The organism is Bradyrhizobium sp. RDI18 (genome assembly GCF_043203335.1).
GTDB lineage: Bacteria > Pseudomonadota > Alphaproteobacteria > Rhizobiales > Xanthobacteraceae > Bradyrhizobium > Bradyrhizobium retamae.
Map to the genome: position 1 here is coordinate 241,390 of NZ_JBICRN010000008.1, position 18,283 is coordinate 259,672.

The window sequence follows — 18,283 nt, forward strand, 5'->3', positions numbered from 1 at the left end:
TGCCGCATGATCGATCCATGCAACTGAGTCCGACGCTGACATGGCTGGTCGATGCAGCCAGCGCTTCGCCGGGCGCCGACCGGTTCCTCGCCGAACTCGGCACGCGCCTGATTGACGACGGCGTGCCGCTCGCCGGCGGAGCGCTGACGCTCGCCGTGCCGCATCCGATCGTCGCCCGCCGGACCTGGCTATGGCGCGCCGAGAATGGGGCGGTGATCGAGGCCGTGGGGTTCGCTCCGGCGGGATTCGGAGCGGCGGGGAATTTGTCCGGCGACGCCGGCCGGAGCTGGTTGGCCGGGCTCGCAGGCGGAACGGTCCATGAGGATAATGTGAGCCCGGGATCGGACGGGCCGATGCTTGGCTGGATCGGACCGCGACCGTTCACGCAACCGGAGTCTGATCGCCTGCGCGATGCCGCCCGCTTCGCTGCAGCGCCGCTCGCCGCGCTTTCGGCGCGCGCGACCGTGACCGCTGCGCTCGAAGCTTACCTCGGCAAGCGGAGCGCTGCGCGCGTGCTGACGGGGCCGCTGCGGCGCGAGGTCGGCGAGAACATCCGGGCCGCGCTGCTGTTTGGCGACTTGCGCGGCTTCACGGCACTGTCCGAGGCCGAGCCTCCCGCGGCGGTGATTGCCGCGCTCGGCGCCTGGTTCGATTGCATTGCCGGCGCTGTCCATGCCTTCGGCGGCGAGGTGTTGAAATTCATCGGCGACGGCGTGCTGGCGATCTTTCCGGTCACCGGCCTATCTCCCCGCGATGCCTGCGACGCTGCGCTCCGGGCCGTCGCTTCCGCGCAGGCCGGAATGGCGCATCTCGGCGACGCACGGAGAGAGCAGGGGCTGCCGCCGCTGTCGTTCGGCGTGGCATTGCATCTCGGCGAAATTCTGTGGGGCAACGTCGGTGCGGCCGACCGGCTGGATTTCACGGCGATCGGTCCCGCGGTCAATCTGGTGAGCCGGCTGGAAGGGCTTTGTCGGCCGCTCGGCCGAACGGTGCTGATATCAGGCGCACTCGCCGCCGAAACCACCGCAAAACTGATCCCGCTGGGAACGCATGCGCTGCGCGGCATTGCGTCGCCCTGCGCCGTTTACACCGTGCCGGACGGCTAGGTCCAAACCTCATCACGAAAACGTTAAACCGATTGGTTGACAATTAGCATCGCGCGACTATGTTAAACCACATGGTTGAACGTAGTGCCCATCTCGACGCCGTTTTTCACGCCCTCGCGGATCCAACACGGCGGGCGATGCTTGGTCGTCTGGCGGAACGGGAACTGACAATCGGGGAACTGGCGACGCCGTTTCACATGAGCTTCGCCGGCGCCTCGAAACACGTGCGGGTGCTGGAGAACGCCGGTCTCGTCAAACGCACGATCCGCGGCCGCTCCCATCTCTGCCGCCTCGAGGCGGCGCGGCTCGCAGAAGCCGATGCATGGCTGAAGCGTTACGAGCGTTTCTGGACCGCAAAGCTCGACCGACTGGAAGCTCTGCTGCGCGAAGAGGACCGGGCGCAAGCAAAATCCAAATCAAAATCCAAATCAAAATCGGTGACGGAGTAGAGCGATGAATTCAACGACAAAGCCCGACGCGTACGGCAGCCTGCCCGAGCCCACGACGCTGAAAATGCAGCGGCTGCTGCCCGGCCCGATCGAGCGTATCTGGGCCTATCTCACCGACAGCGAGTTGCGCCGCAAATGGATGGCGGCAGGCGACATGGACACGAAGGTCGGCGCGCCCTTCGAGCTCGTCTGGCGAAACGACGAATTGACGGATCCGCCCGGCAAGGCCCCGGCCGGGTTCGGCGGCGAGCATCGCATGCAGAGCCGGATTACCGAATTCGATCCGCCCCGAAAATTGTCGATCACCTGGAACAGTACCGGTGACGTCACGTTCGAACTGGAGCCCAAAGGCAAGGGCGTGCTGCTCACGGTTACCCATCGGCGCTTCCCCGACCGCGCCACGCTGCTCAAGCACATGGCCGGTTGGCACATGCATCTCGATGTTCTGGTCGCCCGTGCGAGCGGAGAGGAGCCGGCGCCGTTCTGGGATGGCTGGAGCGGCCTCATGAAGGAATACGACGCGCGTCTGCCGGCCTGACGCTGCAAGTCGAAGCTCAAGTAACAAACGCCAAACAAGCAGGAGGTTAGCCATGCAGATTCACACCGTTTCGGCACAGGAATGGGAAGCGGCCCGCCAGCAATTGCTCGTGAAGGAAAAGGCCACGACCCGCGCCCGTGACGCGCTCGCCGCCGAACGCCGGCGGATGCCGTGGCTGGCCGTGGAGAAGGAGTACAGGTTCGAGGGGCCGAACGGCCAGGCGAGCTTGCGCGACTTGTTCGAGGGTCGTCATCAGTTGATCCTCTACCGCGCCTTCTTCGAGCCCGGCGTGTTCGGCTGGCCCGACCATGCCTGCCGCGGCTGTTCGATGGTGGCCGATCAGGTCGCCCACGTCGCCCATCTCAACGCCCGCGATACCACGCTCGTGTTTGCCTCGCGCGCGCCGCAGCCGGACATCGCGCGCCTGAAGAAGCGAATGGGATGGGAGCTGATCCCCTGGTACACCATCACCGACAGCTTCGACACCGACTTCGATGTCGGCGAATGGCACGGCACCAACGTGTTCTTCCGCGACGGCAACAAGATCTACCGCACCTACTTCATCAACAACCGCGGCGACGAGCAGATGGGAGGCACCTGGAACTACCTCGACATCACACCGCTCGGCCGCCAGGAGGTCTGGGAGGACTCGCCGGAGGGCTATCCGCAGACCCCGACCTACAAGTGGTGGAACTGGCACGACAGCTACGTCGAAGGCGCAGCGCCCGACAAGAGGTGGGTCGAGGTGTCGGACGCCGGAGAGGCCGCGTTCCGCAAGCAGAGCGCAGGCACGAAGGGATGAGCGAGGCCTCTCACAGCAACGCGCCCTGCGCGGCGAGCTGGGATGACGAAGGCGCCGCGGCCGGGATAGTCAGATGGCTATCGCTTGCGGCCGCGCCGACCTTCGCAATCATGGCGCTGCTTACCGCTGTGGTTGGCGGTGGCCCGCTGGATCCGCTTTGCTCGGCTGCAAACGCATCTCCGGTGGGCGGCATGGTATCGATGTATTTGCTGATGAGTGCCTTCCATTCGGCGCCCTGGCTGAAGCTGATCTCGCGCCGATGAAGCCCGGCAGCGCGACATCGTCATCGGGTGTACGAAATTAGTCAACTCGGCATGGGTGGCTTTTTAGTCAGCGATTTATCGCAATGCCTTCGTCAGACAGGTGTTACGCGTTCGAAAAGGTGCTGATAGCGAAGCACCAGACCCCGATTATCCACCTCGAGCTCCGCCTCAAAGCCTGCCGAGACGCCGAGGTCTACGTAACGCACCCGATCCGGACCGAGACGGTCGTATCGTTGACGGGAGCGCTGTATCGTCATGGCCGCACCGTCCAAGAAACAGGTATCGAGTGTGAGACTCTGTCGGGCTCCGGCAGGTGTCCGGCGGATAGGAAAGGTGTTGCAGAAGGGGGTGACCGAAAGGTCGGGCTCTTCCGCACCGTCGAGATCGGGACGTTGTTGGCCGTTAACGCACCACCCGCTATCCGTCCGCTCAAGGGTGAGATGAGCATGGCCGGCCGGGCCCCATCGGTCTACGTCCAGCGATTGAGCTCGCCAGTCAGGCGTCAGTCTCCATCGGTGGTCGAGGCGAAAGCCGCCGTCCTCCACGCAGATCACGGTCGATTCTGCCAAGACCGCGTCAGCAGAAATATGGAGCATCAATCGCTCCAGGCCGATGACGTCGGTTCGGCGCCAGAATAGAATTTCGGGTCGCTTTGCAAGATTGATCCTCGACTTGGACCCAGACCGAGAACGATTTTAGCCGATATCGGTTCCTGCACGCACCTATCGGTGCGGGCTGCATTCAGACTAATCTTACCTCGCCTGTCGCTCGCGTGTATCGTCGACGGCTGATATGTCTCTCACTCGAACGAAAATAAGATAGGAAATGCCATGGCACGCGTGCGCTGTATCACCGAAATGGGCATGGGCGTCGACGTTCACGGACGCGATGCGACCAAAGCCGCCAAGCGCGCCGTCTCGGACGCTATCCGTCACTCCAGCCTCGGCTTCTTCCGGATGCTGGGAAAGACCGCCAACGATATGTTCGTGGAGGTTACCGTCGCGGTTCCAGACCCGAGCGGGGTCGATACTGCAGCCGTTGCAAAGGAACTGCCTTACGGCACGGTGAATGTGACGGCAGTGAGGGGCGGGCTGGAAATTCCTGCCGAGAGCGGAAGCGACTCCATCATCATCGCCAACGCTGCCGTGATCGTCAGTTTTGACGACGGCAAGACGGGCTAAATTCGTTTCAGCGTCAATCAGGCCGGACGCCAACGTCCGTGCCGTCAATCAGAAGACCTGGAGCGCCCGATGACAACGCAAGACAGCAGCACTTATTGGAAGCGATCGCGGGTCGAGTTGCGTGCTGCCGGATTCGATCCAGACCGCGCCGCGGAGACCAGTGCGGTGGTGACCATTGCCAGCGCCTGGACCAACGCCCATCGCTGCAACAACCGTGTTCGCGCCATCACCGATCTCCTGGTAGAAATTCTTGTTGAGCGCGGCGGGCAGGGGCTGGTCGTCGGCGCGCCGGCGGTGTCGGACGCGTTGACGCAGGGCACGCCGACGGCGGGCTATAGCCTCGCCTCACGCGATGTCGTCGCCGACTGTTTTGAGATCGGTCATTACGCGCACCACGGCGATGCGATGATCGTGATCTCCGGCTGCGACAAGACCGGCGCTGCCGCGCTGATGCCGCTGGCGCGGACGAATGCTTTTGGCCTCGTGCTCTATCCCGGCACCAGCACGCCGGGCCGCGTTTCGTTCGGCGCCTGGGCGAGCAAAGGCAACAATCTGACGATCATGGATTACGCCGAGGCGCGCGCCGCCAATGAGTCCGGCCGGCTCTCCGGCGAGGAACTGCTGGAAGTCGAGCGCAACGTGATGCCGGGCAGCGGCACCTGTGGCGCGATGTTTACGGCCAACACCATGAGCACGATCGCAGAATCAATCGGCATGATGCTGCCGCGCGGCGCCTCGCATTCCGCTGACTATAACGCCGACAGCGATATTCACGCCGATGTCCGCGCGCAGGCCCGCGCCTCGGTCGACGCGCTGTACCGGCTGATGCAAGCCGGCATCCGGCCACGCGACATCATGACCGCGCGCGCCTTCGAAAATGCGATCACGACCGTCTATGCGATGGGCGGCTCGACCAACATGTACCTGCATCTGCTCGCGGTCGCACGCGAGGCCCAGGTGCCGATCACGATCGAACGCATCCAGCAAGTCGGCGAGCGCGTCCCGCTGCTCGCCAATTTGCAGCCGCACGGCCCGTTCGCGATGGGCAGCCTGCATGCGATCGGCGGCGTGCCTGTCGTCATGAAGGAACTGCTTAGCGCGGGCCTTTTGCATGGCGACGTCATGACGGTGACCGGCAAGACGCTGGCCGAAAATCTCGCCGATGTTCCGACGCTGGAGCAGATGGCGCCGCAGGAGATCGTTTCTCCGCTGTCGAAACCGATCGCGCCGGCGAACAATCACATCAGCGTCTTGAAAGGCAATCTCGCACCGGAGAGCTGCCTGCTCAAATTATCGGGCAAGACCCTCGAGAAGAGGCAATTTCGCGGTACCGCGCGCGTATTCGAGTCGGAGGCCGATACGATGGCCGCGATCCGCGCCGGCAAGATCGTGCCGGGCAACGTCATCGTCGTGCGCAATGTCGGCCCGGTGGGCGGGCCCGGTATGCCGGAAATGGTAATGCTGACCATTCAGTTGCAGGGACAGGGTCTCGGTGAGGACGTCGCGCTGATCACCGACGGCCGCTTTTCCGGCGTCTCGCACGGCATCCTGATCGGCCACGTCTCGCCGGAAGCCGCGCGCGGCGGCCCGATCGCTGCGGTGCGCGACGGCGACACTATTGTTATCGACGCAGGCGCCCGCACCGTGAATCTCGAAATGTCAGCGGAAGAGATCGCCCGCCGCATGGCCGACTGGCGCGCGCCTGCCTCGTTGGCCGCGGTGCGACCGGGATCGGTGCACGACAAATACATCCGGCTGGTGTCGTCGGCGCATTACGGGTGCGTGTTGTAAGGCTGCGGGAACCTGCCGAACGAGTTGTGCTGGGGCCTTGCCACAATCTTATGTTCATGATTTGTTCTGCGCTATCATGCGCGGGTTTGCAAGTTCTAGTAGTGGCCGATTATTCCTCGCGGCTCTTCCCGACGCGGGCACAGCAGCGCGAATTCACCGGCTGGCAAGCGTGCTCAGGCGCGCCCATTGCTTCAACGGCAAGCTCATCGCGCCAGACCGGCTGCACGTTTCGCTATTTTCGCTGGATGGGTTGCCGGAACGTCAGCTTTGCGCCGCCTGCGAGGCGGCCACGGAATTGCGGACCGAACCGTTCGAGGTCTCGTTCGATCGCACGGCAAGTTTCCGCGGGGGGCCGGGCAATCGTCCGTTTGTCCTGATTGGCGAGAAGGGATTGTGCCGGTTGCAGTCGTTTCGGCAAATGCTTGGTGCCGCGATGGCGCGCAGAGGATTAAGGCGGCTCGCCAATACGAATTTCACGCCGCATGTAACGTTGCTATATGACGCGCGCAGTGTGGATGAGTATCCGATCGAACCGGTTGGCTGGACTGTGACGGAGTTCGTGCTCGTGCACAGCCAGAGGGGCCATCGGCATCTCGCGCGATGGTGTCTGTGCGGATGATGGCCACCGGCAGCGAAAACAGCGGAAGCTCCGAGCGGCGTTATTTCGCCGCCGCAAGCCGCTGCACCATCTCCTCGATCGAGTTGAAGAAATGCGTCGGCCCTGCCGCTTGCAGCGCGGCCGGGGTGGCATAGCCCCACGCCACCGCGCCCGAAGCCATACTGGCCGCCTTGGCGGCGTCGATGTCGCGGATCTCGTCACCGATGCAGATCGTTTCCGCCGGCCTTGCCTCCAGCCGTCGCGCGACCCGTCGAAACTTCCAGTGCTTTCCGAACACTGCAGCGCCACAGTCAAATCGGCCGATCAGTGCGGTGGCGGGACCGAGCACTTGCCGGACGGATGCCTCGCTATCGGAGCTGACGACCGCGGTCTTGACACCAAGGCGCTGAAGTTCGGCGAGCATCTCCGGGATGCCGGCAAACAACGATGTCTCGTTCGCCGCCGTAAGCTTGCGCTTTCGCAAGTCGTTCACAATGGCCGGAAGCTGCCACGTGGACACGCCAAGCCGCGCCATGATTTCCCGCGCGGACAGCCCGCGCATTCCTTCCAGCTCCTCCGGGGTGACCGGCTTGAGATTGAAACGCGCGATCACGTCCTGAAAGGAGGCACGAAACCAGTCGATCGTATCGGCAAGCGTGCCGTCAAAGTCGAAGATGGCGAGGCGATAGCGTGTCATGAGAATCCGGCTTTCAGCGTGTCACTTGTCATCGCCGCCGAAATACGCCGGCTTGCCGGTGGTCCAGGTTTCGCCCCAGAGCTGACCGCCGCCGTCCACGGTCAGCGTTTCGCCGGTGACGAATTTGGCCGAAGGACCAGCGAGAAAGACAGTGGCTTCGGCGACGTCCCAGGGCGAGCCTGTGCGCATCATTGGGTTCGAGCGCGGGTAGGCGGCGCGAGCCTCCGACGAATAGACGTTCCAACCTTCGGTTTCGATCGCGCCGGGTGCCACGCAATTGACCCTGATGTTCAGCGGCGCCCATTCGACTGCGACGGCGCGCGAGAGCCCGATGACGCCGCTCCGTGCAGCAATCGTGTGCGCGATGCCGTAGAGCCCATGCGTCGTCACGACCACGATGTTGACGATGCTGCCGGGATGCTTGTGGTCGCGCCAGCGTTGCGCGGCGGCCTGCATCATGTACCAGGTGCCGTTCAGATTTGTGTTGATGACGGCATTCCAGCCCTTCACCGAAAAATCGATTGCGGCTTGGGGAAATTGCCCGCCGGCGCTGTTGATGAGGCAGTCGACGCGGCCTTGAGCGGCCCAGATCGTATCGAACAGGGCGTTGACTGCGTCGGGCTCCCTGATGTCGGCGACATGCGCAGATGCTTTGAGACCTCGGCCCGTCAATTGGGTGACGAGCGCGTCGAGCTTGCCGCCGTCGCGCCCGACCACGGCGACATGCGCGCCCAGCCGCGCGAACAGCCAGGCGATCGCCCGCCCGATGCCGCCGGCGCCGCCCGTTACGACGGCGACCTGATCCTTCAGCGCATCGGCCGCGAACAGGGTCGGGCGAGCCGCAAGCTCCTCATCAGTCAGGCCGAGCTTCGCCGGAGACGGTTGATCGGTCATGAACGGCGCGAACCCTTGTTATGTGCGGCATCGGCCGTACATTAGCCACGCAACAACAACCATGCAAAACGAGTTTTGATGTCCGACCTTTCCGCCTTCCCGATCACCAAACGCTGGCTCGCCAAACATCCCGACCGCCTTCAGCTCTATTCGCTGCCGACTCCAAACGGCGTGAAGGTTTCGATCATGCTCGAAGAGATTGGCTTGCCCTACGAGGTGCATCTGGTCGACTTCAACAAGGACGACCAGAAGACCCCGGAATTCCTGTCGCTGAATCCGAACGGCAAGATACCGGCCATCCTCGATCCGGATGGTCCCGGCGACAGACCGCTGCCGCTGTTCGAGTCCGGCGCGATCCTGCAATATCTCGCCGAGAAGATCGGCAAGCTGATGCCAGCCGATCCGGCGCGGCGATACCAGACCATCCAGTGGGTTCACTTCCAGATGGGTGGGATCGGGCCGATGTTTGGCCAAGTCGGATTCTTCCATAAGTTCGCCGGCAAGGAATATGAGGACAAGCGGCCGCTCGAGCGTTACGTCGCCGAGTCGAGGCGCCTCCTTGAGGTAGTGGAGACGCATCTCGCCGGACGGCAATGGATCATGGACGATGAGTATACCATCGCCGACATTTCCATGCTCGGCTGGGTGCGCAATCTGATCGGCTTCTACGGTGCGCGCGATCTCGTCGCGTTCGATACGCTGAAGCAGGTGCCGGCGTGGCTGGAACGCGGGCTCGCCCGGCCGGCGGTGCAGCGCGGGCTGGACATACCCAAGCGGTCTTAAGCGGCGTGCTTGAGCAGTTCGTACACCACCGGGTTATCAGCGCAGGCGCCGAAGCCGCATTCGAGCAGCGTGGTCACCACATTGGCCGCCGTGAGCGCGATCACGAGCCATACCGCGGCTTGCGCGAAGGTGCCGCCGGTGGCCGGCAGCACGGCGCGGTCTTCCTCGAACTGACGGTCGAACAGCAGGATCGCCGCAAGCAGGACGATGGCCGTAACGAAGCCGATCAGCGCCCAGGTATAATAGTGATAGCCGAGCAACGCCGAACCGTAGCCGGCGTCGCCGGGCATGATATGCAGCAGCACCTGCCGGGTCGACGCGACGGCGCCTGCCACCGCCGCCAGCAGCGACATCGCATAATGGCTGGGACGGGGGCCGAAGCGGATATTGAGGATGGGGCCGACGGCGAGAGCAGCGAACAGGATGCGCTGCAGCAGGCAGAGCGGGCAGGGCAGCTCATGAAGAATGAACTGCGCCGCATAGGCCGCCGCCAGCACCAGCGCCACCGCGTAGAGGCTGAGTGCATTCAGCGTAATGGCACGCGCCTGGGTCATGCGTCTCTCAGAACGACAATTTCAGCGTATCGGTCGCGTGGTGCAGATAGGTGGCGATGCACGCGATCAGCACGGCCCCGAACAGGCCGAGCGCCAGCGGACGCCGACCGCGCCAGGCGATCAACATCACGATGACTATGGCCAGAAACAATACGGTGAATTCCATCGGTTGGTCCGGGCACGGAATGATGCGTCAGTCTATGATAGATTCGCCGATCTGCTTAATTCTAATCCGGTCCGGCAGGACTAATAACGACATTCCGGAATGCAACGACAATGCCCATCACCATCTACGGCATCAAGAACTGCGATACGATGAAGAAGGCGCGCGCCTGGCTCGACGATCACGGCGTGGCCTACGACTTTCACGACTACAAGCTTGCCGGCATCGGCAAGGACAAGCTCAAGCAATGGTCCGACGATGTTGGCTGGGAAACGCTGCTCAACCGCGCCGGCACGACGTTCAAGAAGCTGCCAGACGGCGACAAGGAAGGCCTCAACGAGCGCAAGGCGTTGGCGCTGATGCTGGCGCAGCCCTCGATGATCAAGCGGCCGGTGCTCGATCTCGGTGGCAAATTGCTGGTCGGGTTCAAGCCGGATATCTATGTGAGCGAGGTCGCGTCGAAGCCGCGCGGGCGGAAGGCCTAATCGAATTCGAGTTCATCGCCGGATGGAATGCGGCCGGGCGCGCGATGGAAGAGATCGCGGTCGATGATGGTGCGAAGCTTCGGCACCGGCAGTTGGTCGTTTCCGCGCATCAGATTCTTGATCTCGAAGCCGCCATCCTCGCTGATGGTTTTCAGTGAAGCGATGATATGGGTGACGCTGCCGTCATCCGAGAACGGCAGCAACAGCCGCTCATAGGCGACGATTCGCCCGTAGATGTCGTCGATATTGGCGATGGTATAGGCGGGCAGGCGGCGCGCGATGCATTCATGATAGACGGGCATCACGATCGGAGCGAGCCTTGCGCCGAGATACTCGTCGAGGTAGCGGCCCTTGCCGGTATTCCCATAAGCCGTCGACATCCGCGTGCCGTCGCTCTGGATGATCAGGCGTGGCGGCTGGGTGCTGGCATCGATGGTGTAGAGGACCAGGTCGGGAAGTTCGTCCTCTATCCGCGCCGGCTGGTATTCCGCCGTGCGCGGTATCGATTGGTCGCGGGCGTATAGCCGCAGCCAGGTGTTCAGCAGGTCGCGCTGCTTGATAGATTTGATGACCGACGGTCCGGCGCTTTCAAATTTCAAGGCGGCAATTCCTGCGCGATCTAAATCGCGAGATGATGCGCCCCGAGGGGGAAATATTGTGTGAAAGCGCGCCCGATTGCAGCAAAACACCGTTAACGATGGCTTGCCGGCGCGAGGTTACGGTTGAGCGTGGCTCGTGGCCCGGCCGAGCCGCGCCGGCGCGCCATTCGACTTATGGCGCATCCGGAACCGCAAGCGCGCGGTCGGGCTGGCAGCATTCCGCCTTGCCTAATCCATCGCGTTGACGGCATATTCCGGCCGGAGGCGGCGGGCTCGGGACGGTTTCCAGACCTCCAGGAGAGCCTGCCCGAACAGGGAAAAACTGGCCGCGCGCGGACGAACTCGCGGAGACGGTTGAGGGGGAAATTTGTTTGGCTGATGAGTTCATTCTCGAAACCCACGGATTGACCAAGGAATTCGCGGGTTTCTTCGCCGTTCGCGATGTCGCCCTCAAAGTACGGCGCGGCAGCATTCATGCATTGATCGGGCCGAATGGCGCCGGCAAGACGACCTGCTTCAACTTGTTGACCAAGTTTCTGAAGCCGTCTGCAGGGCAGATCCTGTACAAGGGGCAGGACATCACCGCGATGGCGCCGGCCGATGTGGCTCGCCTCGGCTTGGTGCGTTCGTTCCAGATTTCGGCGGTGTTTCCGCACCTGACGGCGCTGGAAAACGTTCGTGTCGCGCTACAGCGCCAGCATGGAAGCTCGTTCGATTTCTGGCGCTCCAAGCGCGTGCTTGACCAATTCAACGGCCGCGCCCTCGACTTGCTGAACGACGTGGGCTTGAGCGAGTTCGCCAATACACCAGCGGTCGAGATGCCCTATGGACGCAAGCGCGCGCTGGAGATTGCGACGACGCTGGCGCTCGACCCGGAAATGATGCTGCTCGATGAACCGATGGCGGGCATGGGTCACGAAGACATCGACAAGATCGCAGCCCTGATCAAGCGCATCTCGGCGAGGCACACCATCCTGATGGTCGAGCATAATCTCTCCGTGGTCGCCAACCTGTCCGATATCATCACTGTGCTGACGCGCGGTCAGGTGCTGGCGCAAGGCAATTATGCCGAATTGTCCAAGGACGAGCGCGTCAAGGAAGCCTATCTGGGGGCCGGTCATGCCTGAGTTGAAAATGGCCGAAGCCGCTGCCAAACCGGCAGGCGCGGAGATTCTTTCCGTTTCGGACCTGCAGGCCTGGTACGGCGAATCGCACATCCTTCATGGGATCAACTTCAATGTGAAGGCGGGCGAGGTGGTCACGCTGCTCGGCCGCAACGGCGCCGGCAAGACCACGACGCTGAAGTCGGTGATGGGAATTATCGGCAAGCGGACGGGTTCGATCCGTTTTAACGGTCAGGACATCACGCGCGCCTCGTCCGACAGGATCGCGCGCCTGGGCATCGCATTCTGTCCCGAGGAGCGGGGCATTTTCGCAAGCCTCGACGTGCGCGAAAACCTGCTGTTGCCGCCCATCGTGCGCAGTGGCGGGCTGTCGCTCGACCAGATCTTCGAATTGTTTCCGAACCTGAAGGAGCGCCTCAACAGCCAGGGCACCAAGCTCTCGGGCGGCGAGCAGCAAATGCTCGCAATCGCAAGAATCCTGCGCACCGGCGCGCGGTTTCTGATGCTGGACGAGCCGACCGAAGGCCTGGCGCCCGTCATCATCCAGCAGATCGGTCACACCATCGCGCGGCTGAAGTCGGAAGGCTTTACCATCCTGCTCGTCGAACAGAATTTCCGCTTCGCCTCCACGGTGGCCGACCGCTACTACATCGTCGAGCACGGTAAGGTCATCGACGGCTTTGCGAATTCGGAGTTGTCGGCCAATATGGACAAGCTCCACACCTATCTCGGCGTTTAATCGGTACTTTGCTGCACTCTGGAGTAATGGAGATACTATGAAACATCGGATTTCAGCTCTCTTCCTCGGCACCGCTCTGGCACTTGCCGCAGGCAGCGCCGTGGCGCAGGACAAGACCGTCAAGATCGGCGTGCTCACCGACAATTCCGGACTTTACTCTGACCTTGGCGGCGCCGGCTCGACGGTCGCCGCCCAGATGGCAGTGGAGGATTCCGGTCTTGCGGCCAAGGGCTGGAAGATCGACATCGTCTCCGCCGACCACCAGAATAAGCCCGACATCGGCACCACCGTCGCCCGTCAATGGATCGACGTCGACAAGGTCGATATCTTCGTGGATGTGCTGAACTCCGGCGTGGCGCTGGCGGTCAACAATCTGGTGAAGGAAAAGAACGCCATCATGATCAACACCGGCGCGGCGACGTCGGATCTCACCAATACGCAGTGTTCGCCGAACACGATTCATTGGGTTTACGATACCTACATGCTCGCCAACTCTACCGGCCAGGCGTTGGTGAAGGCCGGCGGCGACACCTGGTACTTCCTGACCGCGGACTACGCGTTCGGCCACGCGCTGGAACGCGACACCTCCGCGGTGGTGACGAAGTCGGGCGGCAAGGTCATCGGCACTGTCAGGCATCCCCTGAACTCGTCGGACTTCTCCTCATTCCTGCTGCAGGCACAGGCTTCCAAGGCCAAGATCATCGGCATGGCGAACGCCGGTGGCGATACGACCAATACCATCAAGCAGGCTGCGGAGTTCGGCATCGTCTCGGGCGGCCAGAAACTCGCGGGACTGCTGCTGTTCATCAATGACGTCCACTCCCTCGGCCTCAAGGTGGCGCAGGGCCTGAACTTCACGGAAACCTTCTACTGGGATCTGAATGACGGCACCCGCGCGTTTTCGAAGCGTTTCTCCGAGCGGATGAAGAACAAGGCGATGCCGTCGATGGTGCAGGCCGGCGTGTATTCGGGCCTGATCCACTATTTCAAGACGATCGATGCAATGGGCGGCAATCCGCACGATGGCGTCAAGGTGGTGGCGAAAATGAAGGAAACGCCCACCGATGATCCGCTGTTTGGCAAGGGTACAATCCGCGCCGACGGGCGCAAGCTTCATCCGGCCTACCTGTTCGAGGTCAAGAAGCCCTCCGAATCCAAGGGGCCGTGGGACTATTACAAGCTGATCGGCACCACTCCGGGCGAGCAGGCCTTCCGGCCGCTCTCGGAAAGCGCCTGTCCGCTGGTAAAGAAGTAACAACGATGGCCCGTCGGCGTCATGCCGGCGGGCCTTCACTCGCGGCCCAAGCCTACCCCGCATCATAACGAGATTGAGTGCGAAACCGATGCAAGCTCTCTACGCCCAGCTTTTGGTGGGATTGATCAACGGATCGTTTTACGCGCTGCTCAGTCTCGGGCTCGCCGTGATCTTCGGCATGCTCAACATCATCAATTTCGCCCATGGCGCGCTCTACATGATGGGCGCGTTCTGCGCGTATTTTCTGCTGCATCTCACGGGGATTGGATACTGGTGGGCCCTGATCATCGCGCCGATTGTCGTCGGCATCTTCGGCATGATCCTCGAACGGACCATGCTGCAATGGCTGGCCGGTCTCGACCACCTCTACGGGCTGTTGTTGACGTTCGGCATCGCGCTGATCGTGCAGGGCGTGTTCCAGAATTACTTCGGCTCGTCCGGCCTGCCGTACGCGATTCCTGATTATCCGGAGGTCGGTGGGTTCCGCGGATTACAGGGCGGCATGAACCTCGGATTCATGTTCCTGCCGATCTACCGCGGCTGGGTCGTCGTCTTCTCGCTCGTGGTGTGCCTGGCGACCTGGTTCCTGATCGAGAAGACCCGGCTCGGCGCCAACCTGCGCGCGGCGACTGAAAACCCGACCCTGGTGCGCGCATTCGGCATCAACGTGCCGCGGATGATCACGCTGACCTACGGCCTCGGCGTCGGCTTGGCGGCGCTGGCCGGCGTATTGTCCGCGCCGATCAACCAGGTGCGGCCGTTGATGGGCGCGGACCTGATCATCGTCGTGTTCGCGGTGGTGGTGATTGGCGGCATGGGATCGATCATGGGATCGATCATCACCGGATTTGCGCTCGGCGTGATCGAGGGACTGACCAAGTATTTTTATCCCGAAGCTTCCAACACCGTGGTGTTCGTCCTGATGGTGCTAGTGTTGCTGGTGAAGCCAACGGGACTGACTGGACGGGCTGCCTGACATGAGCGCATTGACTGACGACACACTGCCGGTAACGCCGCAAGCGATGCGCGACGAAATGATCGTGTTCGCCGCGATGGCGGTGCTGCTGGGGCTCGTACCCCTGACGGGCATCTATCCGTTCTTCGTGATGCAGGCGCTGTGCTTCGCGCTGCTTGCTTGCGCGTTCAACCTGCTGATCGGCTATGGCGGCCTGCTGTCGTTCGGCCACGCGATGTTTCTGGGGACCGCGGGCTACTGCTCGGCGCATGCGCTCAAGGTCTGGGGTGTAACGCCGGAAGTCGGAATTCTGGTCGGCGTCGCTGGCGCCGCCGCGCTTTCCGTCGTCACCGGCTTCATCTCGATCCGCCGCCAGGGCATCTACTTTTCGATGATCACGCTGGCGCTCTCGCAGCTCCTGTATTTCATCTATCTGCAGGCGCCGTTCACCCATGGCGAGGACGGCATCCAGGGCATTCCGCAGGGCTACCTGTTTGGAATATTCAATCTCTCCAAGCCTACGGTGCTTTACTACGTGGTGCTCGCCGGGTTTCTCGGCGGCTTCCTCCTGATCTACCGCACCATCAACTCGCCGTTCGGCGAAGTGCTGAAGTCGATCCGGGAGAACGAACAGCGCGCGATCTCGCTGGGCTACAAGACTGACCAGTACAAGCTGCTCGCTTTCATCCTCTCCGGAACGATTGCGGGCTTTGCCGGCTCGCTGAAGGTGTTCGTGGCGCAGAACGCTTCGCTCACCGACGTGCACTGGACGATGTCGGGTGAAATCGTGCTGATGACGCTGGTCGGCGGCCTCGGCACGGTGTTCGGTCCGGTCGTCGGGGCCTTCGTTATCATCGCCATGCAGCAATATCTGGCCGGTTTCGGCCAATGGGTGACGGTGATCCAGGGCGTCATCTTCGTGGCCTGCGTGTTGACGTTCCGCCGGGGCATCATCGGCGAGATCGCGCATTATTTCCGCCGATCCCTCTAAGATCTCGTGTCCCGGACGCGGTGCAGCGTGCAACGCTGCTCCGCAGTGCCGGGACCCATCTTTCTGCGGCGGGGATGGACCCCGGCTCAGCAGCGCAGCGTTGCACGCCGCGCTGCGTCCGGGGAACGCGCCACAAAGCGGTGGATGACCCGGTTCCCGGGGCCTGACGTCGCGCGCTTTTCCCTCGAATGGTCTATGACAGTTTTGTGACAGCTCGCTCCGCGACTGTTTCTGAACGACGGAAAAATGCCCATGCTGCGCTGGTTTCGTGCCTTTTTGCCCAAGGAGGAGCGGTTTTTTGACTTGTTTGCCCGCCACGCCCAGACGGTCGTGCAGGGCGCGCTGGCGTTGCAGGACATGATGCGCGGCGGCGAGGAGACGCCGGTATTCTGCCAGCGAGTCAATCAGTTCGAACACGACGCCGACGGCATCACCCGCGAGGTCCTGACCGCGGTCCGCCGCACCTTCATTACCCCGTTCGACCGCGGCGACATCAAGAATCTGATCACGTCGATGGACGACGCGATCGACCAGATGCAGCAGACCGCGAAGGCGGTGGTGCTGTTCGAGGTCCGAACGTTCGAGCCTCCGATGCGCGAAATAGCCACGCTGTTGGTCGAGTGCGCCAATCTCGTCAGCCGAGCGCTTCCCCTGATGCAGTCGATCGGGAGCAACGTCGCAATGCTGACAGCCATCACGGAGGAAATCGGAAAACTTGAGGGCCGTATCGACGATCTCCACGACATCGGGTTGAAGGAGCTGTTTCTCAAGCACCGCAACGGCAATTCGATGGATTTCGTCGTCGGCGCCGAGATCTACAAGCATCTCGAGAAAGTATCCGACCGCTTCGACGACGTCGCCAACGAGATCAACTCGATTGTGATCGAACAGGTATAGGGCAGGGCCAATTCAGTGGACGCCACCCTGGCTTTTCCAATTCTGGTCTTCTTAATTGGCGTCGCGCTGTTGTTCGATTTCCTCAACGGCCTGCACGACGCCGCCAACTCGATCGCCACGATCGTATCGACCCGCGTGCTGCGGCCGCACTATGCGGTGGCTTGGGCGGCGTTCTTCAATTTCATTGCCTTCCTCGTCTTTGGCCTCCACGTTGCCAATACGATCGGCAAGGGGATCATCGAACCCGATGTCGTGGACGCGACCGTCATCTTCGCTGCGCTGGTCGGCGCGATCGTCTGGAACCTGATCACCTGGGGGCTCGGCATTCCATCGTCGAGTTCGCACGCGTTGATCGGCGGACTGGTCGGCGCCGGCGTGGCGAAGGCCGGGATTTCGGCCGCGGTCTGGAGCGGGCTGTCCAAGACGCTCTTGGCGATCGTGTTGTCGCCGCTGGTTGGATTCCTGTTGGCGCTGGTGCTGGTCGCGATCGTGTCCTGGCTGTCGGTGCGCTCGACGCCGTTTGCGGTCGATCGCGCCTTCCGCATCCTGCAATTCGTCTCGGCGTCGCTCTATTCGCTCGGCCATGGCGGCAACGACGCGCAAAAGACCATGGGCATCATCGCGGTGCTTTTGTACTCGCAAGGCCACCTCGGGGCGGATTTCGCCATCCCGTTCTGGGTCGTGATTTCCTGCCAGGCGGCGATGGGGCTCGGCACGTTGATGGGGGGCTGGCGGATCGTCCGCACCATGGGATTGCGGATAACGAAATTGACGCCGATGCAGGGCTTTTGCGCCGAAACCGGTGGAGCTGCGACCCTGTTCATGGCGACCTATCTCGGGGTTCCCGTATCCACGACCCACACCATTACCGGCTCGATCGTCGGCGTCGGCGCGGCGCGGCGGGTCTCGGCGGTGCGCTGGAACGTCGCGAGCTCGATCGTCTATGCCTGGGTGATCACCATTCCGGCGTCGGCGTTCGTGGCGGCACTGACCTATTGGGCCGTGCTGTTGCTACGCTGATCCGGTGACGAGTTTAAGCCCGACGATGCCGGCCACGATCAGTCCGATGCAGGCGAGGCGGGCGGCGGTCGCAGGCTCGCCGAACAGCGCGATGCCCAGGATGGCCGTTCCGACGGCGCCGATGCCGGTCCATACCGCGTAGGCGGTTCCGATCGGCAGCGCTTTCAAGGCAAGGCCAAGCAGGAGGATACCGCCTGCCATGCAGGCAAGCGTCAGGACGGATGGAATAAGCCGTGTGAAACCCTCGGTATATTTGAGGCCGATCGCCCAGCCCACTTCCATAAGACCGGCGACGAACAACACGATCCAGGCCATGACAACCCTCCGAACCCCGGCAGGGTCGTCCCCGCGGATGAGCTGCAAAATTGGAAGGCCGTCCTTCCGCTGCCGATATGGGAC

24 protein-coding genes are annotated in these 18,283 nt (G+C 62.5%); 17 read left to right on the top strand and 7 right to left on the bottom strand.

The features are described 5' to 3' along the window. Positions 1-17 precede the first annotated feature (17 nt). From ACFXS9_RS09790 to ACFXS9_RS09810, 5 genes are all read left to right on the top strand, one after another. Positions 18-1,106, top strand: coding sequence for an adenylate/guanylate cyclase domain-containing protein (locus tag ACFXS9_RS09790; RefSeq protein WP_392688047.1), 1,089 nt, complete (start codon positions 18-20; stop codon positions 1,104-1,106). Positions 1,107-1,177: 71 nt separating this feature from the next. Next, a complete protein-coding gene (locus ACFXS9_RS09795) occupies positions 1,178-1,555 on the top strand; it encodes a helix-turn-helix transcriptional regulator (RefSeq protein ID WP_213286041.1) in 378 nt (125 codons plus the stop codon). Between the two features lie 4 nt (positions 1,556-1,559). Continuing rightward, positions 1,560-2,093 (top strand): SRPBCC family protein, encoded by a 534-nt coding sequence (locus ACFXS9_RS09800; RefSeq protein WP_392688050.1) that lies wholly within the window; start codon positions 1,560-1,562, stop codon positions 2,091-2,093. A 52-nt stretch (positions 2,094-2,145) separates the two neighbouring features. Beyond that, positions 2,146-2,895 (top strand): DUF899 family protein, encoded by a 750-nt coding sequence (locus ACFXS9_RS09805; protein WP_334368385.1) that lies wholly within the window; start codon positions 2,146-2,148, stop codon positions 2,893-2,895. Then, on the top strand, positions 2,892-3,158 hold the full coding sequence (locus ACFXS9_RS09810; RefSeq protein WP_392688053.1) for a hypothetical protein: 267 nt from the start codon (positions 2,892-2,894) through the stop codon (positions 3,156-3,158). Before ACFXS9_RS09805 ends, ACFXS9_RS09810 begins: the two co-directional genes overlap by 4 nt. A 92-nt stretch (positions 3,159-3,250) precedes the next feature. On the opposite strand, the gene ACFXS9_RS09815 is transcribed toward ACFXS9_RS09810, so the two are convergent. Then, positions 3,251-3,823 (bottom strand): putative glycolipid-binding domain-containing protein, encoded by a 573-nt coding sequence (locus ACFXS9_RS09815; protein WP_392699704.1) that lies wholly within the window; start codon positions 3,821-3,823, stop codon positions 3,251-3,253. Between the two features lie 165 nt (positions 3,824-3,988). On the opposite strand from ACFXS9_RS09815, the gene ACFXS9_RS09820 reads away from it, so the two are divergent. The 3 genes from ACFXS9_RS09820 (at position 3,989) to ACFXS9_RS09830 (ending at position 6,749) form a co-directional block, all read left to right on the top strand. Then, positions 3,989-4,339 carry a Lin0512 family protein gene (locus ACFXS9_RS09820; protein WP_065729811.1) on the top strand — a complete coding sequence of 117 codons (351 nt, stop codon included), beginning with the start codon at positions 3,989-3,991 and terminating at the stop codon, positions 4,337-4,339. Between the two features lie 69 nt (positions 4,340-4,408). Further along, positions 4,409-6,130, top strand: a complete 1,722-nt coding sequence (locus ACFXS9_RS09825) for a dihydroxy-acid dehydratase (protein WP_392688056.1) — start codon at positions 4,409-4,411, stop codon at positions 6,128-6,130. A 76-nt stretch (positions 6,131-6,206) separates the two neighbouring features. Further along, the gene (locus ACFXS9_RS09830; protein ID WP_392688059.1) at positions 6,207-6,749 is read left to right on the top strand and encodes a 2'-5' RNA ligase family protein; all 543 of its coding nucleotides are present in this window, start codon (positions 6,207-6,209) and stop codon (positions 6,747-6,749) included. A 40-nt stretch (positions 6,750-6,789) separates the two neighbouring features. Here ACFXS9_RS09830 and ACFXS9_RS09835 read toward each other — a convergent pair whose 3' ends face one another. Next, complete coding sequence (locus ACFXS9_RS09835) at positions 6,790-7,425, bottom strand: HAD hydrolase-like protein (protein WP_392688061.1); 636 nt, start codon at positions 7,423-7,425, stop codon at positions 6,790-6,792. 21 nt (positions 7,426-7,446) lie between these two features. Further along, positions 7,447-8,319 carry an SDR family oxidoreductase gene (locus tag ACFXS9_RS09840; protein WP_392688064.1) on the bottom strand — a complete coding sequence of 291 codons (873 nt, stop codon included), beginning with the start codon at positions 8,317-8,319 and terminating at the stop codon, positions 7,447-7,449. A 78-nt stretch (positions 8,320-8,397) separates the two neighbouring features. Here ACFXS9_RS09840 and ACFXS9_RS09845 point away from each other — a divergent pair, with 78 nt between their 5' ends. Beyond that, positions 8,398-9,102 carry a glutathione S-transferase family protein gene (locus tag ACFXS9_RS09845; protein ID WP_392688067.1) on the top strand — a complete coding sequence of 235 codons (705 nt, stop codon included), beginning with the start codon at positions 8,398-8,400 and terminating at the stop codon, positions 9,100-9,102. On the opposite strand, the gene ACFXS9_RS09850 is transcribed toward ACFXS9_RS09845, so the two are convergent. Together ACFXS9_RS09850 and ACFXS9_RS09855 are read right to left on the bottom strand one after the other, a co-directional pair. Then, the gene (locus tag ACFXS9_RS09850) at positions 9,099-9,656 is read right to left on the bottom strand and encodes a disulfide bond formation protein B (protein WP_392688069.1); all 558 of its coding nucleotides are present in this window, start codon (positions 9,654-9,656) and stop codon (positions 9,099-9,101) included. The genes ACFXS9_RS09845 and ACFXS9_RS09850 overlap by 4 nt on opposite strands. 7 nt (positions 9,657-9,663) lie before the next feature. Next, entirely contained in the window at positions 9,664-9,822 is a 159-nt protein-coding gene (locus ACFXS9_RS09855; RefSeq protein WP_198027979.1) for a DUF5993 family protein, read from the bottom strand. Between the two features lie 110 nt (positions 9,823-9,932). Here ACFXS9_RS09855 and ACFXS9_RS09860 point away from each other — a divergent pair, with 110 nt between their 5' ends. Then, positions 9,933-10,304 (top strand): ArsC family reductase, encoded by a 372-nt coding sequence (locus tag ACFXS9_RS09860; protein ID WP_392688072.1) that lies wholly within the window; start codon positions 9,933-9,935, stop codon positions 10,302-10,304. On the opposite strand, the gene ACFXS9_RS09865 is transcribed toward ACFXS9_RS09860, so the two are convergent. After that, a complete protein-coding gene (locus tag ACFXS9_RS09865; protein ID WP_392688075.1) occupies positions 10,301-10,903 on the bottom strand; it encodes a PAS domain-containing protein in 603 nt (200 codons plus the stop codon). The genes ACFXS9_RS09860 and ACFXS9_RS09865 overlap by 4 nt on opposite strands. 371 nt (positions 10,904-11,274) lie before the next feature. Between ACFXS9_RS09865 and ACFXS9_RS09870 the strand changes: the two genes are divergently transcribed. The 7 genes from ACFXS9_RS09870 to ACFXS9_RS09900 all read left to right on the top strand — a co-directional run bounded on the left by ACFXS9_RS09870 (position 11,275) and on the right by ACFXS9_RS09900 (position 17,884). Continuing rightward, complete coding sequence (locus tag ACFXS9_RS09870) at positions 11,275-12,030, top strand: ABC transporter ATP-binding protein (RefSeq protein ID WP_392688078.1); 756 nt, start codon at positions 11,275-11,277, stop codon at positions 12,028-12,030. Continuing rightward, a complete protein-coding gene (locus ACFXS9_RS09875) occupies positions 12,023-12,766 on the top strand; it encodes an ABC transporter ATP-binding protein (protein ID WP_065745104.1) in 744 nt (247 codons plus the stop codon). The genes ACFXS9_RS09870 and ACFXS9_RS09875 overlap by 8 nt, the downstream gene beginning before the upstream one ends. A gap of 37 nt (positions 12,767-12,803) precedes the next feature. Next, positions 12,804-14,021 carry an ABC transporter substrate-binding protein gene (locus ACFXS9_RS09880; RefSeq protein ID WP_028346540.1) on the top strand — a complete coding sequence of 406 codons (1,218 nt, stop codon included), beginning with the start codon at positions 12,804-12,806 and terminating at the stop codon, positions 14,019-14,021. A gap of 88 nt (positions 14,022-14,109) precedes the next feature. Beyond that, positions 14,110-14,997 (top strand): branched-chain amino acid ABC transporter permease, encoded by an 888-nt coding sequence (locus ACFXS9_RS09885; RefSeq protein WP_028346539.1) that lies wholly within the window; start codon positions 14,110-14,112, stop codon positions 14,995-14,997. A gap of 1 nt (position 14,998) precedes the next feature. Next, positions 14,999-15,967 (top strand): branched-chain amino acid ABC transporter permease, encoded by a 969-nt coding sequence (locus tag ACFXS9_RS09890; RefSeq protein ID WP_392688084.1) that lies wholly within the window; start codon positions 14,999-15,001, stop codon positions 15,965-15,967. 252 nt (positions 15,968-16,219) lie between these two features. Continuing rightward, positions 16,220-16,864: a DUF47 domain-containing protein gene (locus tag ACFXS9_RS09895; protein ID WP_392688087.1), complete on the top strand. Its 645-nt coding sequence runs from the start codon at positions 16,220-16,222 to the stop codon at positions 16,862-16,864. Positions 16,865-16,879: 15 nt separating this feature from the next. Continuing rightward, positions 16,880-17,884: an anion permease gene (locus ACFXS9_RS09900; RefSeq protein WP_392688090.1), complete on the top strand. Its 1,005-nt coding sequence runs from the start codon at positions 16,880-16,882 to the stop codon at positions 17,882-17,884. Here the strand turns inward: ACFXS9_RS09900 and sugE are convergent. Next, positions 17,876-18,199, bottom strand: a complete 324-nt coding sequence (sugE, locus tag ACFXS9_RS09905) for a quaternary ammonium compound efflux SMR transporter SugE (protein WP_392688093.1) — start codon at positions 18,197-18,199, stop codon at positions 17,876-17,878. The genes ACFXS9_RS09900 and sugE overlap by 9 nt on opposite strands. Positions 18,200-18,283 lie beyond the last annotated feature (84 nt).

Excerpts from the sequence above, each read along its gene's own strand:
- ACFXS9_RS09790 (WP_392688047.1), top strand. The coding sequence starts at position 18 with ATGCAACTGAGTCCGACGCTGACATGGCTGGTCGATGCAGCCAGCGCT.
- ACFXS9_RS09795 (WP_213286041.1), top strand. The coding sequence starts at position 1,178 with ATGGTTGAACGTAGTGCCCATCTCGACGCCGTTTTTCACGCCCTCGCG.
- ACFXS9_RS09800 (WP_392688050.1), top strand. The coding sequence starts at position 1,560 with ATGAATTCAACGACAAAGCCCGACGCGTACGGCAGCCTGCCCGAGCCC.
- ACFXS9_RS09805 (WP_334368385.1), top strand. The coding sequence starts at position 2,146 with ATGCAGATTCACACCGTTTCGGCACAGGAATGGGAAGCGGCCCGCCAG.
- ACFXS9_RS09810 (WP_392688053.1), top strand. The coding sequence starts at position 2,892 with ATGAGCGAGGCCTCTCACAGCAACGCGCCCTGCGCGGCGAGCTGGGAT.
- ACFXS9_RS09820 (WP_065729811.1), top strand. The coding sequence starts at position 3,989 with ATGGCACGCGTGCGCTGTATCACCGAAATGGGCATGGGCGTCGACGTT.
- ACFXS9_RS09825 (WP_392688056.1), top strand. The coding sequence starts at position 4,409 with ATGACAACGCAAGACAGCAGCACTTATTGGAAGCGATCGCGGGTCGAG.
- ACFXS9_RS09830 (WP_392688059.1), top strand. The coding sequence starts at position 6,207 with ATGCGCGGGTTTGCAAGTTCTAGTAGTGGCCGATTATTCCTCGCGGCT.
- ACFXS9_RS09835 (WP_392688061.1), bottom strand. The coding sequence starts at position 7,425 with ATGACACGCTATCGCCTCGCCATCTTCGACTTTGACGGCACGCTTGCC.
- ACFXS9_RS09840 (WP_392688064.1), bottom strand. The coding sequence starts at position 8,319 with ATGACCGATCAACCGTCTCCGGCGAAGCTCGGCCTGACTGATGAGGAG.
- ACFXS9_RS09845 (WP_392688067.1), top strand. The coding sequence starts at position 8,398 with ATGTCCGACCTTTCCGCCTTCCCGATCACCAAACGCTGGCTCGCCAAA.
- ACFXS9_RS09850 (WP_392688069.1), bottom strand. The coding sequence starts at position 9,656 with ATGACCCAGGCGCGTGCCATTACGCTGAATGCACTCAGCCTCTACGCG.
- ACFXS9_RS09855 (WP_198027979.1), bottom strand. The coding sequence starts at position 9,822 with ATGGAATTCACCGTATTGTTTCTGGCCATAGTCATCGTGATGTTGATC.
- ACFXS9_RS09860 (WP_392688072.1), top strand. The coding sequence starts at position 9,933 with ATGCCCATCACCATCTACGGCATCAAGAACTGCGATACGATGAAGAAG.
- ACFXS9_RS09875 (WP_065745104.1), top strand. The coding sequence starts at position 12,023 with ATGCCTGAGTTGAAAATGGCCGAAGCCGCTGCCAAACCGGCAGGCGCG.
- ACFXS9_RS09880 (WP_028346540.1), top strand. The coding sequence starts at position 12,804 with ATGAAACATCGGATTTCAGCTCTCTTCCTCGGCACCGCTCTGGCACTT.
- ACFXS9_RS09885 (WP_028346539.1), top strand. The coding sequence starts at position 14,110 with ATGCAAGCTCTCTACGCCCAGCTTTTGGTGGGATTGATCAACGGATCG.
- ACFXS9_RS09890 (WP_392688084.1), top strand. The coding sequence starts at position 14,999 with ATGAGCGCATTGACTGACGACACACTGCCGGTAACGCCGCAAGCGATG.
- ACFXS9_RS09895 (WP_392688087.1), top strand. The coding sequence starts at position 16,220 with ATGCTGCGCTGGTTTCGTGCCTTTTTGCCCAAGGAGGAGCGGTTTTTT.
- sugE (WP_392688093.1), bottom strand. The coding sequence starts at position 18,199 with ATGGCCTGGATCGTGTTGTTCGTCGCCGGTCTTATGGAAGTGGGCTGG.